This is a genomic window from Bacteroides faecium (genome assembly GCF_012113595.1).
GTDB lineage: Bacteria > Bacteroidota > Bacteroidia > Bacteroidales > Bacteroidaceae > Bacteroides > Bacteroides faecium.
On record NZ_CP050831.1, the window covers coordinates 3,743,828 to 3,758,921 of the forward strand.

The 15,094-nt window shown below is 37.1% G+C and carries 7 protein-coding genes; all 7 read right to left on the reverse strand.

What is annotated here, in order from left to right; all coding sequences use genetic code 11:
* Nucleotides 1-58 precede the first annotated feature (58 nt).
* Complete coding sequence (locus tag BacF7301_RS13575; protein WP_167963594.1) at nucleotides 59-1,363, reverse strand: DUF4995 domain-containing protein; 1,305 nt, start codon at nucleotides 1,361-1,363, stop codon at nucleotides 59-61.
* A 228-nt stretch (nucleotides 1,364-1,591) separates the two neighbouring features.
* Nucleotides 1,592-3,274 carry a RagB/SusD family nutrient uptake outer membrane protein gene (locus tag BacF7301_RS13580; protein ID WP_167963596.1) on the reverse strand — a complete coding sequence of 561 codons (1,683 nt, stop codon included), beginning with the start codon at nucleotides 3,272-3,274 and terminating at the stop codon, nucleotides 1,592-1,594.
* A gap of 18 nt (nucleotides 3,275-3,292) precedes the next feature.
* Complete coding sequence (locus tag BacF7301_RS13585; RefSeq protein ID WP_167963598.1) at nucleotides 3,293-6,445, reverse strand: SusC/RagA family TonB-linked outer membrane protein; 3,153 nt, start codon at nucleotides 6,443-6,445, stop codon at nucleotides 3,293-3,295.
* Nucleotides 6,446-6,476: 31 nt separating this feature from the next.
* Nucleotides 6,477-8,579, reverse strand: a complete 2,103-nt coding sequence (locus BacF7301_RS13590) for a surface glycan-binding family protein (RefSeq protein WP_167963600.1) — start codon at nucleotides 8,577-8,579, stop codon at nucleotides 6,477-6,479.
* Nucleotides 8,580-8,595: 16 nt separating this feature from the next.
* Entirely contained in the window at nucleotides 8,596-10,749 is a 2,154-nt protein-coding gene (gene hepC, locus BacF7301_RS13595; protein WP_167963602.1) for a heparin-sulfate lyase HepC, read from the reverse strand.
* A 68-nt stretch (nucleotides 10,750-10,817) separates the two neighbouring features.
* Nucleotides 10,818-13,007, reverse strand: coding sequence for a heparin-sulfate lyase HepC (hepC, locus tag BacF7301_RS13600; protein ID WP_167963604.1), 2,190 nt, complete (start codon nucleotides 13,005-13,007; stop codon nucleotides 10,818-10,820).
* Between the two features lie 890 nt (nucleotides 13,008-13,897).
* Nucleotides 13,898-15,019: an ATP-binding protein gene (locus BacF7301_RS13605; RefSeq protein WP_167963606.1), complete on the reverse strand. Its 1,122-nt coding sequence runs from the start codon at nucleotides 15,017-15,019 to the stop codon at nucleotides 13,898-13,900.
* Between the last annotated feature and the right edge of the window lie 75 nt (nucleotides 15,020-15,094).

The window sequence follows — 15,094 nt, forward strand, 5'->3', positions numbered from 1 at the left end:
ATATAATTTACGATTTTACAATTTACTATTTACGATTGAGAATACTCCTACTTTTGTACTATTGGATCACTCTCAACTCTCCATTCTCCACTCTCAACTTCTTTAACTCCATGAATCTCTTCAATGCTTCCAGATAGTAGTAGTCAGCATAATTCAGTGGAGTATCAATTTCAGAACCGTTAGGCAGTGAACCTACAGAGTGCATCAAGATGAATCCCTGGTTGTCGCCAACTTTTGCAAGGTATGCATCGCTTGACAAGCTCTTCAGAATTTTCTCTGCGTAATCCAAGTATTTCTTTCCGTCGGGAACCATTGTGCTTAATTCGATTAATGCCGAAGCAGTAACAGAAGCAGCCGAAGCGTCGCGCGGAGTTTCTTCTGTCACGGGAGCATCGTAATCCCAATAAGGAATAGCGTCGTCTGTTTTTACACGATCCATAATCATATCGGCTATTTTTACAGCGAAGTTCAAGAAAGTACTGTCGTTTGTTTCACGGTAGCAAGCTGTGTAACCATATACAGCCCATGCTTGTCCGCGTGCCCATGAAGAATCGTCGTTCTTTCCCTGGTGAGTTTGTTTGCGTTCAACGGTTCCGTCATTATTATAGCTTACTACGTGCCAGCAAGTATAGTCAGGACGGAAGTGGTTGTGCATGGTAGTCATGGCATGCTTGATAGCAATATCTTTATATTTGTTGTCACCGGTTGCTTTGGCTACGTTGAACAGAAGATCAAGGTTCATCATATTGTCGATGATTACCGGGAAGTTCCATGTTCCGAAATCCCATGAGCGGATAGCACCGATAGAATCGTTGAAACGTCCGCAAAGATTGTCTGCTGTTTCTCTCATTACTGCTGCGATAGTGTCATTGGGCGCAAGACGTTCTGCATTACCATAGCTGCAATTAATCATGAATCCCAAATCGTGTGTACCTTTATAATAGCGTACCGGATTCAGAAGATTGGTATATTGAATAGCTTCCGCTTTCAGTGTGTCGTTTCCTGTCAGCTCGTATGCGTACCACAAAGAACCGGGGAAGAAACCGCTTGTCCAGTCATAAACACCGCAAAGACGGCGTTTGCCTAATTGTTCGGCAGTCGGTTGTGCGCGGAGTGAATCTTTGAACGTCAGTGAGTCTCTTTCCAACTGGCGACAAAGGAAATCCATATCATAACCTGTGCGGATAGAACGTGGAAGCTGACCTGTACCGTCAACTTCTTCTGCTGAAAGTTGTAATTGTGCAGAAGCTACATCCAGTCCTTTTTTAATCCAACTGTAGTCTTCCTTTGGGGCTGTCTGGCACGATGCAAGTGCGATAGTAACCGAAGCAAAGAGAACAAGTTTCTTTTTCATGTTATTCATTTTAAGTGATTGTTTTTAGAAGTTTTGTAACTGATACAAAAGTAGCGGAAAGGCTTAACTTTGCGTTGCAGGATTGTCCAAAAGGTGTTTGAACTCTGCTTTTCCAGTTTTGATTTTGTTGAAAAAGGTTTTAAAATTCTCCAATAAGGTTGTGCCGTAAGCTAATATTATTACGATTTACTTTTGACACAACTTTATTGGGGGATTCTAAACGTTCATTACAAAGAATTATTTCCAGCCTGGATTTTGTTCGAAAGATGTCATTAACTTCATATCTCGTTGTGGAATTGGCAATAATTCATGTTTACCTTTTTTGGTGAAGTCTACACAGATATAATTAGGATCACTGCACCAGTCCACCAAGTCCTGTGCTGTTTTACGAATGCTCTCGTAATAAATTCCCCAACGAATTAAATCCTGACGTCTATGTCCCTCATAAGCCAATTCATATGCACGTTCGTCACGAATAGCTTGTTGGAATGTATCGTGATCCATTCCGGCTGCGAGGTCGGATGAACTGTTTGCTGTATTTACAGGTAAACCGAATCCACGGCGACGTACCATATTGATAGCTTCATAGGCCTCTGTAGTAGGACTACCTTTCCATTCATTTAATGCTTCTGCATATAGTAGTAATACGTCTGCGTAGCGTAATACATACCAGTTGATGTTTGAGAAGTCTGCATTGACCAGATAATTGCTGGCATTTACATACTTTTCAGTGTCCCATTTAGCCGGGCAACACCCATTGTCGTAAGCTTTTTTTGCTTTTGCTGTACCTGCATCGGAAATAGCCGTTTCAAAAGATTCGGCATTGATAGGTATTTTTACTCCGTTTTCGCCAGTCGCTTCATTCTTTCCATATTTATAATCAGAGAAAGATATAGCCCATCGTTTATCGCTTTGACGATCTTTCCAATCGCGTAGGAACGTACTTACCACTCTCCAGTTTCCTGCATTACGTACGCCTCTGATACCGGATGCAGAAACACCATTCCATTTACCAATGCGTCCGCAAGGGTCTTGAGAAGAAGTTCCTGTCACAGTTGGAGCGTAGAAACTAGCTTCGATCAAGCTTTCGTCCGAATTCCAAATTCCGTTACAAGTGTTACGCCAAAGTTGTTCATAGTCACTTAACAGTTGATGTTTACCTGATTCTACAAGGACTTTAGCCATTTTTGCGGCGTCTTCCCATTTTTCTTTATTATTTATCGGATTTCCAGCCCATGTGGCGTATACTTTAGTCAATAAGCCAAGTGCACCTCCTTTTGAAAAACGAAAACTGTTGTTGGAACGTATCTTGTCATCCTGTGCATATGGTAGATTGTTTATCGCAAACTGCAAATCATCTTCAATGAATGCATACACATCTTCTGGTGCTGCTTGTACAAAAGTAGAAGGATGTTGGTAAGATTGAGCGGTGTTGGTTATCAGTGCTATGTTTCCATACCAACGTACCAATTCAAAATAGTACAATGCACGTAAGGCTCGTGCTTCCGCCATATAAACAAGAGCTTTTTGTTTATCTTCATCTGTAAATTGGTTCACGTTACTTTGCAATGTTTCCATAAAGTCATTTGCATCGTAAATGGAGTTGTAGAGTGCCGACCAAGTACTTTGAACTTCCGATTGGGTGGCGGTATATGCGTTAGCCGGAACCAAACGGATTCCATTGGTACTATTTCCTTCACATTTGGCAAGATCGGTGGGGATTGTGAATAAAAGTGATAATTGGTATCCGTAAATGCCGCCTTGAATCATGTCTCTGTAAACACCTAATAAAACATTCTGCGCTTCAGCAGCATTTTTCATGTAAGTTTCCTTGTTCACTTCTGTGTAAGTTTGCTCATCTAGTGAACAAGATGAAAATACACAGCTTAGAAATAACATATAGTATATTAGTTTTTTCATTTTTTCTGTTTTTATAAATTAGAACTGAATTTCAAGACCGAAAGTATATACCCTACTCTTTGGATAAGCACCCCAGTCAAGTCCTGGAGTCATCGGGTTGTTGGCTCCCATAGATACTTCTGGATCATATCCACTATATTTAGATATGCAAAACAGATTTTGTGCAGAAGCATAGGCACGTAGGCGTGAAATGTAGAATTTCTTAGTCCATTTATTGGGCAATGTGTATCCTAATACAACATTTTTCAAACGAAGGAAAGAACCGTCTTCAATAAAACGTGAGTACAATTCATTCTTTACATAACCTTTGGCTGAAGGAACACGATTGGATGCGTGAGTGGGTGTCCATCTGTCTGCTACTTCTGCCAATTGGTTATAGCGTTCGTCTTGAGTTTGTGTACTGAAGAGACGGGTTGCGTTATAAACATCGTTTCCATAGTTGAACTGGAACATAAAACTAAAGTCTATTTGTTTATAATTGAATGTATTGGTTATACCACCATACCATTTAGGAATACCATTTCCGATTACCGTAAGGTCTTTGGTAGTAATAACACCATCTCCATCAATATCTGTATACTTTACCATACCAGGTTCTACAGCTTTTCCCGCATGCTCACTTATATCAGTAATCCCAGGTTTCAATATCATTTTTCCATCCGGAGTCACATTGAAGTCTGAAGTCTGGTATACGCCGTCATATTTATAGCCATAAATCTGTCCCAAAGAAGAACCTATTGTTGCTATATAATCGTAGTCTGTAAAGTCTGAACTAAATCCCGTACGAGCATACATCGTAGTAGTACCAGGCTGCAAAGATTTCAATGTATTCTTGAGGAATGAGATGTTGAAATCGGTTTGCCACAGGAAATTTTTAGTCTGGATATTCGTACTGTTTAGGCTCAACTCAATACCTTTATTTTGTATCTTGCCAATATTCTGGTATTGCGAACCGAATCCTGTAACATATGCCAGACTTTGAGCCAACAATAAGTCTTTCGTGTTTTTCACGAAGAAATCAGCGGAGACATTCAGCCGGTTTTCAAATAATCCCAAGTCAACCCCTAAGTTAGTAGTTGTTGAACCTTCCCATTTGAGGTTTGTATTGGGTAGTTGTTTAGGATTCAATACTGTAATCAGTTGGTTTCCGAGTCCATATTTACTCATAGTATATAAATCCATTGATAGATTATTAGCAATGCGGTCGTTACCAACCGTACCCCATCCGAAGCGAAGTTTCAGGTTGGATATAGGTTTGATGCCTTTCATAAACTTCTCTTCGGAAATGCGCCATGCAGCAGAGAAAGAAGGAAAGTAACCCCATTTATTATTTTTTGCGAATACAGTAGAGCCGTCTGCACGTACGGTTGCTGTTAACAAGTAACGGTTGTCGAAATTATAATTTCCACGGGCAAAGAAAGAGAGTAGTTTCTTTTCGCTTTTATAGGTATTTACTTTACTCGGAGTTGCGCCGATGCCTAAATTGTTACTTCCCAGATTGTCGAAAGGAAAATCTTTGGCCTGACCTTGTAGGTATTCACTGCTATTGAAGACAAATTCATGCCCAATCATGACATTAAGCGTATGCTTCTTCTTGAATTTCTTATTATATGTCAGTGTATTGTTATTTGCCCAGCGCAATGCTTTTGTCATTTGTGTCTGTCCATAAGCACTATTGCCATTACGATATGCTTCACGAGATGATTCTGTGTAAAAAATATCGTCGCGAGTGTTGGTTGTATTGTAAGTTCCGGCTGTTTTAAATGTTAGATCTTTGGTCAGTTTCACAGTAACGGCAAGATTTGTTCCCCATAATTCTGCCTGTTTTCGACTGTTGACGGATTTGGCTTGGATGATAGGGTTTACCTGTGAGATGCTTTCGGTATCCGAGAGTATTAACGGGTCAATGGCGGCAGCTAGAAATTCTTCATTTGTCATACTGTTGCCGGGAGTAGGGCGTGCACGTAAAATCATGGAAAGCATGTTGAAACGTCCGTTATCGCCTGAAGTACCTACTCCTTTTTTCACTGTATTAGCGTAGTTGACAGTCGCATCGAATGACACCGCTTTAGTGACTTGCTGAATTAGACGGAGTTTCCCGGTTGTTTTCTGAAAACCGCTGTTTGTAAAGATACCATTTTCATCATAACGTGAAAAAGAGGCTGAATATTTACTTTCTTTATTACCACCAGTGATAGACAGATTGTGATCTTGTGACCATGTCGGGGCAAAAGACTCTTTTTGCCAGTCCACTCCTAGGTCTGTTAAATAGTCGTCAATTGTTTGATGGATGTATGGAACTCCTTTTTTATCAACTCCTTCCTGAAAATAAGTAGTTGCATATTTCGTTGGGTTAATTTCCATTTGTAATTGAACGAATTCATATGGAGATAGTTGATCTAGCATTTTTGAAATTTTGCGATAGCTGGCTGAACCATTATAGGTAATAACCGGTTTTCCTTCTTTTCCGGATTTGGTCGTAACCAATACAACGCCATTTGCTGCACGGGCTCCGTAGATAGCCGCAGCGGATGCATCTTTCAGAAATTCCATATTTTGAATGTCGGAATTGGACAAATAATCAAGACTGCTTACTTCAAAACCGTCTACAATGAAAAGTGGTGAAGCATCTCCGGTTACGGTACCTACACCACGAATCTTGATGTCGAAACCCGCTCCTGGTGTTCCGTCAGTTGATGTAACTTGTACACCAGCAATTTGTCCTCCTAATGTAGCCATTACAGAACCTGTCTTAAAACCTTCTATATTTTTAGTACCTATGGAAGCTACGGAACCAGTCAAGTCGTTCTTTTTCATGGTTCCGTAACCGACAACGACAACTTCGTCCAACATGGCATTATCTGGAGTCAGTTTTACAGAAAGCTTTGTTCTTCCTTGAATCTTTATATCCTGAGTCTTATAGCCAATATAGCTAACCGACAGGACTCCGTTTTTTGGAGCATTTATTGAAAAATTACCGTCAAAGTCTGTTATTGTACCTGCCTTGCTTCCCTTTACTTGTATAGTTGCTCCAATTAAAGGAGTATCAGTTTCATCTAATATCACACCTTTTACATTAATATCTTGTGCAAACGCCATGAGGGTGATGAAGAGAGCCACGAGGGTGATATGCCCTCTTTTACTCATAGTATTGTTTATTAATTTAAACATATTCATTGTTATTTATATGATTCGTTAGCATTTAAAAATTGGGGTCAAACCAAATGATGAATGGGAATATTTGAGTACCATCTCCAACTTTGCCACTATCTCCTTCAGTGATAAAAGTCATTTGTCCAATCATCGCACCGTTGGCATAAACCTCATTTTTGTCTTTCCATTTGCCTGGATTCACTCTTACAGCCCAATTTGATGTCGGATCCACGTAAGCATATGCTTGGGTAAGATTACTGCTGTTATCATAGTAAGACATTGGTGGTCTTGCTCCATAATTAACTGCGGCTTCTTTGCCGATAGATTTATAATAAGTTTCCCAAATATAAGTTGCAAAAGAGCCGTTGCCTTTTACTGGCTGTCCATCAATGGAATTACCATCTACACTGTAATAATTGAATGTTCTTCTATAGTCCATAGCGAACTGGGATAGGTCACTTACACCTTCAATGACCGGAGCCTTAGAGATCCCTCCCTTTGTCGGATTTACTCTGAACGCAAATGGGGAATATTTTACAATAATTCCACTTGTGGCAGGAAAATTAAAGAACACAGGAGTGCTGACAGATACTTCGGCTGGCGTGTCTTTCCCCGCTGTTGCGGTTACTATAATCATACCACATTGGTTGGCTTTATAACCTTTCAATGTCAGTTCTCCGTTTGCAGGATTTATGGTTGTATTTTTCATTTGGTGTTTGATAACTACACTCCATGTGAGTTGAACGCCATCTTTTGCATCTGTCTTAGGTTTGAGATTCAATCCTGCCAGTTCATTGTTGTCATTTACTCTATATTGACTTGCTTCAACAGCTTCATCCAGACCAAGATTGTTCCCATAACGGATATAAGTAAAGTAATTTTTATTTTCTTTGATGCTCAGGTTGAAAGAAGTGATCTTTTCATTTTTAGTATTGCGGGCTTTTACCTGAATAGTATAGTCATTTATTGGAATGGTATTGCCTTTTTTGGTAGATATTACTCCCGAATGTCCTTCGATATTCAACTTTTTATCCAATTCTGCTGGAAGATTCACAAATTCGTAACTGACTTCATCGCCATCTATTTCAGTAGGAGAGAATGAAAATGCTGTACCTTGAATTCCTTCTTGATTATCATAAGAAAAAGTAGTGATAGGATTAATAAATGCGACGATGGTTATAATGAAAGCTTCGTCGAAATCAGTACTTCCATATTTGTTGGTAACTGATACGTTTACCTTACATTCTGTATCAATTTCTAATTCACTGTTTTCACTTAATGACAAGATACCTGTTGCTGGATCTATGGTGATAGGTGCATTTTCGGGTGTGATAGACTTGATGCTGTAAACCAGTTCTTCTAAAGAGCCTTTCAATACTGGTGCGGTAGAAACGTATGCCGTATTCTTTTCTGCTCTGACTGAATTGGGGGTATATAACAGTGATAATGGTTTAGATGTAATATTGAAAGTTACTGCATTCTCAAATATACCCGTCCCTGCACCAGTAGTTAGTTTTAGGTTCAGTATATATTTTCCTGGAGGTATTTCACCTTCGTAATCTCTATTAATACTGATTTTTCCAGTTTTGGTGATAGCGAAGTACTCTTTTCCTTCTTCCTGAATAATTTCATGTTTGGTGATGGATACATGGGTATCCTTGTCTGTTGTCACCTGGGCGGTTGCATCTTCATTATCAATATCTGCAAAGTCGATAGTAACTTCACTAGGTTCTACAGTAATTCCATCAGGTACGGGAGCCAGCATGTTTACTGTTACTGCATCTTTGAATTCGTGACGATTGCCGTTTGATGTACAGGATATTGTTAGTTTATATATGCCTACGGGTAGGTTCTCTGTATTTTGCAAAGAGATGGAACCACTATTGGTGTCGATTACAAAGCAATCTGTACTGTACATTTCATCGTCAAGCGTAATCTTCGTGATTGCGAAATCTGAGGGAGTAGCACCGATATATGTCGGTGAATTGAGATTAAAGTTCATAGAAGGCCCGATATCTGTCACTCCTGAGTAAAAAATGGCAAATTTGGTAGAATCAGTTGTTTCCGGGTCTGTACAAGAGGTGACAAAGTGTCCCGACAAGACGATCACTAAGACCATCAGTCCCCAACTAAATAATGTTTTAAGGTTCATATCTACTATTTTAAGTTTATTGGATTTGATAATTCAAGCTATAAGTTTTATCACCAACGGCTACCGAACAGGAAACTCCATTGGCATCGTATTCTTGTTTCATACTACCGGTAATATTAATTCCATCTGTACTGCCGTCTACCGGATATATTACAGTTAAGAAACGAGCAGCATCTCTTTTTCCTGCTGCCATATCAATATAATAAGCCGGGCGATTAAAGGATAGTTCTGCTATTGTGTTATAGGAAACTTTACCTGTGGTTTTTGTGAGTGAAATGTTATCATTATCATTGGTTGCTATGGTACGAACGAGAATATTACTTCCACTTGCAAAGTTCGTATGTGCACCTTTTTCATCCTTGTCAATAATAACTTCATTATTTGTCCCTTCACATAAATTGAAGTGTATGCTTACCGGTTTGGTCTTAGTACCTTCTCCGATTCCTTCGTCAACAATAACAAAGAATTTCTTTTCTACAAAGAAGATATAACGGCGATGAGTTAAATTTGAATATCCTGGATTTTCAAATACAACAACTTCTGTATTATTTTCTATTTTGCCGGCACTTAAATATTTGCCTTGAGTTTTGGTGTAGTTCTCTCCACCCAAAATTAAAGTATTATGCATCTTACTTTGACGGAATTCGGCGCGTCTTGCATTAACAGTAGAAGCATCCGAACCACTATATGTATAGTAATCACGTACACCTGAATCAGGAAAGAAATTGCGTCCATTATAATATAGTTCAAATGTTCCGTTATCCGGTTGATTATGAGACCACGGCTGAAGAACTGTACTTCCTGAATTATTATTGCTTAATATCATCATTGTAGATGTTTTTTCCCAACCGTTACGTAATATGTAATAGCCTGAGTTAGGAAATATTTTAGGTTCTATGTCAGGACATGCTCCAATGTTGTTTTTCCCATAAGCAGCCATGTATTTAAATTCTTCATTATCAGGGAAGAGTTCAGCAAATCTTTTGAAGTTATTATTAAGAACACTGCGATTCCATGACACTTGTCGCGTATCGTTGAATCCCGGTACGTAAAAATTCTTATTATTGTAATCTTTCACATCGAAATTTGTCCCTTCGCAATAGTTTGGGAAGGTGAATTGCATTATTATGTCTGCAGCTTTTTGAAGAGATGATTTTATATCAGGGGCTAATTTATCACCGAGATCATTAGCATCAATTAGTTTAATAAGTTTATAGCAAGTATTGACTACGTCGATATGATAACTTAAATCTAATTCATGGTGCATGCCATCTTCTAAAAATTGATTCCCAATATAATTGAAGCCGGTTTCTGCCCATTTTTTCGAATCCTTGAATTCTGGATATAATGTTCCTGCAAAAGCTAATGCGCTACCTTGTGTTGCTAATATGTTACCACCTTCTTTATATGGGTATTGTGTTAGATAATCACAATGGTCTGCAAAGCTGGTCATGAAAATAGAAAACCATTCTGGAGTGAAATTAATGGAGTTTTTGTAATATTCAAATAGTTCTACTTGATCGGCTAATCGAGATGCGGTTTGTAATTGCCACCAAGGTTTGATTCCATCTGCTTCAGTTTCAGGTTTTGGATTTTGGAAAATCCAATCACCATAGACTTCTATCCATGATTGAATATATTTTTCATCATTTGAGCAACGATATACTTTTGCTTGAGGAATAAACCATTGATGACGATGTAGTTGTTTGGGGTATTCGTCACTAGTATCACTTGGACGATTCTCCCAGTTAAGTTTGCCATCGGTTTTACTAAGCTGATATGGTAATCCATCTTTGGGATCAGTGAAGTTCTTAACATAAAATCGGTATGTCAATGCTTGATCAGCCTTCGTTTGATCTTCTTCTGTCTTAGTAATATTCATTAAATTTAGAGTTGGATTCACTGGCGCATCTGTTCTTGTTTGATAATATTTCAATAGAGCTTCTGCTGCAAAATACAAGTCACCAGCTTCATAATGTGCTTTAGCTTTTTCTAAGCCAGGATAATCTAGGTTGATCACATCAAAAAGCCTTTCATTAATAACGTTGTTTGGCTTTTGTTGAGGATAGGTAATGTTACCATCACCCTTAAGAATAAGATTCTCATCATCATCTGTGCATCCAGTGAATGCGAGTAGAGAGACTATACAAATAAAGAAAATGTTCTTCATACTTTTGGATTTTTAAATAAATAAAAATGTTATAGCTACTATAAATGAAAACGTTTTTACACTAAGAATTATAGAGAATATGATAAATCATATTCTTGTCCATTAATCGTTACTTTGATAGAAATACCTTTGGGATGAAAAGTTCCTGGAGCTGAATTTTCATTATCAATAAATTTAGCATCAATATTTAGATTATTAATTTCGGAAATATCTCCAAACGGATAAATAACTGATATGAAACGTGCGGCTGTGATGGGAATTGATTCCGTGGTTTTAGGTTGTCGAATAGTGTACTGATAACCTGCTCTTGAACCAGCCGTATTATCTCCTAATTTGTTGGATATTTTACTTGTTGACGTTGTGACAGAGAAGTCTTGTTCTGTTTCTGAAAAAGTTCTGATTAACATGTTATTATTATCTGTGAATGTAGTATGGGCCCCGTACTGTTTAGATGACTTTAGATCATCATATACTGTTGGATATGTTTTATCTGTTAGCATATGGAAATTAAGATTAACTTTATTGCTTCCTATTGAACCATAGCCTTCATCTGCTATGACAAAAAAGTTTTTATTTACATAAAAAATGGCTCTACGATGAGTTATATTATTGTATGATGCATTCTCAGTTACTAGAATATCTATATTATTTAGAGTCTCTAATTTTAGTAATTTGCCTTCCGTAACTCCACCTTGTTCTTCTCCTATAGTTTTACTCATGACCGTCAAAGTATTATGATTTTTGGTAGCTCTATAATTAGCACGATTACTATCTGTATTATAACTATAAACACCTGCATCTGGGAAAAAATTGCGTGTATTACGATATAAACCAAATGTCCCATTGTCCGGTTGACAATGCCATTGTTGATCAGGATTGTTGTTGTTTTTTAATATCATCATTGTTGAAGATTTCCCCCAACCGTTGCGGAGCATATAATAACCTGATTCTTCATATGCACTTGTGAGATGAGTAGGGGCTGTTCCTTTTTTACCTTCAGTGGACATCCATAACATTTCTTGATCGTCTGGATACATACTTGCATATATTTTAAAATTCTTAAGTAACACACTTTTGGTATATGAGCTAGCGCGTGTATCATTAAAGTTGTCAAGAGTATAATTAGGATAAATAATATCTTTTACAAATTCTGTAGCTTTCTTGAGTTTGCTAATATAAGAAGCCGGAAGCAAATTTACTTTGTTGTTTACTTTGGCAAGATCGTAAATTTCTCGAAAACTTGATATGGATGCTATGTGATAACTAGGATCTAATTCAAAATGGACTCCATCTTCTAAAAGCTGTTTATCCATTTCTTCATTCATTTTTGATGCTCCTTCTGTTGCCCATACTTCTGAATTTTTAAATTCAGGCATTAAAATACCTGCTGTGGTTATAGCTTGTGCCTGCGAAAGAGAATGATTACTACTTAAATAATAATTGAGCCGAATAGACTCTACTTCTTTTTCAAATGTAGATAAGAAAATCGAAAGCCATTCAGGGGTAAAGTTTATAGAATGGATGAAATAAGGCATAATATCCACTTGTGATGTGACACGTTCCGCTACTTGTAATCCTTTCCATTGGTAATCTTTGTCGTTACCTGCTCCACCTTCTGGAGGAAAAACAGTTCCAGGTTCATGTGGAAATGTATTTAACCAGTCACTATAGACTTCGATCCATGATTGAATGTATTTTTCATCTTTACTTATAAAATAAGCTATTGCTTGAGGAAGCATCCATTGGTGGCGATGAAGTTGGTATTTGAATTCTTGACTTGTTTCTTTATCCAAGTTGGCATTCCAATTTATCTTTTTTTGATTCTCGTCCCAAAAAGAGTAATAAGATTCAATGCCATTCTCATCTTTACTTTCATAGAAACTGCGAACATAGAATTTATATTCTAATGCTTGGTCTGCAATATTTTGATTGAAGGGTGAAATAGTTGGATTTACTAAATTAATATTGGGATTATTAACTTCGGTTCTATTTCTATAGTATTCTAATAATGCACTTGTTGCATTATAAAATTTACCTGCTTCATAGAATTCTCTTACTTTTTCTAATCCAGGATAGTTAAGGTTGATAACATCGAATAATCTAGTTTCAATGGTATCATTTAATGTTGTATGACAAATTTGTGTGTCATAAGATGAAGTAACATCAATATTGTTACTTGTTAGTAGCTCATTTACATTATCAATGCACCCTGAGAATGTTAAAAACGCACATGAACAAATAAGAAAAATGTTTTTCATGCTTTATTAGGTTTTAATTATTAAAAGTTATATTTTACTGTTTGCAAATGTAGTCTGTTTATTTATGATAATTAGGTTGTGTTGTTCAAGCTTTGTTCAAAAATGATTTTTTTGATATTAAATTTGTTGAATCATATATTACTTATGTTTAAAAAGACTGTTATATCTTTGATTTCGGGCTTATTATGTGCCATAATGTAATCAGTATCTATTGTACTTACAAGATTGCTTTTGTGCATTCTTAGATGTCTTATTGGATGATTTTTAATCCAAAATGATTTTTGGAAGTATGGGGAATCGGGGAGATAATAAACTCCGTCTCTTCTCATTTTTGGGAAATGAACACTTCTTCTCCTTTCTTTAAATCAATTTGGTAAGTATTCTTGTTGTTAATAGTTTTATCGAATAGTATACCTAATTTGTGCAATGATACTGTTTGAAATGTATAAAGGGCTGTATTCTTTCTCCAAATTATGCAGAAGTTTTGGTGACTTTATCTAATTGAATTGTATAAATCATACTATCCTTTTAATGTTTTCTTCTAATAGAATTGTCTGGTTACAGTTGAGTAACTTGTGAGTTGCAGTTGTGTATCTGCCTGAAAGGACAAGTGCAACTTGGCGATTGCACAACTGTAATTCACTAATGGTAAAAAACAGGCGGAGATTATAGGTAATGTGTTGATAGGTAGTGGATTCAGCGAAAAATACAGTTTTCCGTCTGAAAAAAGCAAAATCATCCTATTGTTTTTTGTAAACTAATCTTGATTTTACCCTATATTGGGGCTTAAACCATTGATTATGAGCTTTGCCACATTTTTGTATTTCCCCGTATAATACTTAGTATAAATACAAAAATGTGGCAGATGCAAAAGTCTTGTTTCATTGTATTTACAATAGGAAATCTTCCATATTTTCGGGAGTAATTACAGTGAAAGTTGCTTCCGGATAGTTATCTGCAAAGGCTTTGGGGAATTTGGCAGAACGTTTGGGATTCCATTTGAATTCGTAGGTCATTAGTTTTCCATCTCCTTCTTCTATTAAATCTATTTCTTGCATAGCCGTAGTGCGCCAAAACCATGTATTGTGCCATAAACGTTTATATTGAAGATATTTGATACGTTCTGAAACCAAAAAGTTCTCGAATAAAGCTTCTATATCCGAGCGGGTTTCCGCTAATGAGAAGTTCGCAATTACAGCATTGCGTATTCCGTTATCGTAGAAATATATTTTTCTGCTACTTTTTAACTCATTTCTTAGATTTCTGCTGAATGAACCCAGTCGGAAGATTATATATGATTGTTCGAGTAATATCACATATCGTTCTACTGTCTTAGGATCGAGGTCACACAGTTGCCCTAACTCATTGTAGGAAACTTCCGATCCTATTTGAAAGGCTAGCGCTTGGAGAAGCTTTATAATTTTGTCAGCCTTTTTGATATGCTCCCAATCCAGGATATCTTTATAAAGATAACTGTCGGAAAGCTGTTTTAGTATTTCACCTTCCGAACCGGGATGCGTGACTACATCCGGGTAGTAACCATAAATCAAGCGATGGGGGATAAGACGTTTCTCATCCAATAAACCATGGTGATTGACCATTTCTTTGAAAGAAAGAGGATACATTTTATATTCCCATTTTCTTCCGGTAAGAGGTTCGTTTACTTTGTTGGCTAAGTCGAATGATGAACTTCCTGTAGCAATTAATTGTATTCCGCTTATCTGGTCAGTAATTAGTTTCAGACGTAATCCTATATTTTCGATGCGCTGGGCTTCATCGATAATGATGATTTTCTTTTGCCCGAATATATATTTTAAGCGGGTTGCTGATATATTCTCGAACAGGCTGCGGGTGTCCTGTTCATCTCCGTTTAACCAGAGAATATCGCTGTTGTCTTTGAACATTTGTTTTAGCAAGGTAGTCTTCCCAACTTGTCGGGGTCCCATTATTATAATAGCCTTACCTTGCCATAACTTTTCCTGAATCGTTTGTTCTAATGCTCTTATTATCATAATTATCCTCTTTTATCTAATAACAAATTTCGAACTTTTTTTCTTAAAATCCAAAAATATCATGGTTTTTATGGA

Bases quoted from the DNA above. Each gene is read 5' to 3' on its own strand.
- hepC (WP_167963604.1), bottom strand. From the start codon at position 13,007: ATGAAAAACATTTTTCTTATTTGTTCATGTGCGTTTTTAACATTCTCA.
- BacF7301_RS13580 (WP_167963596.1), bottom strand. From the start codon at position 3,274: ATGAAAAAACTAATATACTATATGTTATTTCTAAGCTGTGTATTTTCA.
- BacF7301_RS13575 (WP_167963594.1), bottom strand. From the start codon at position 1,363: ATGAATAACATGAAAAAGAAACTTGTTCTCTTTGCTTCGGTTACTATC.
- hepC (WP_167963602.1), bottom strand. From the start codon at position 10,749: ATGAAGAACATTTTCTTTATTTGTATAGTCTCTCTACTCGCATTCACT.
- BacF7301_RS13605 (WP_167963606.1), bottom strand. From the start codon at position 15,019: ATGATAATAAGAGCATTAGAACAAACGATTCAGGAAAAGTTATGGCAA.
- BacF7301_RS13585 (WP_167963598.1), bottom strand. From the start codon at position 6,445: ATGTTTAAATTAATAAACAATACTATGAGTAAAAGAGGGCATATCACC.
- BacF7301_RS13590 (WP_167963600.1), bottom strand. From the start codon at position 8,579: ATGAACCTTAAAACATTATTTAGTTGGGGACTGATGGTCTTAGTGATC.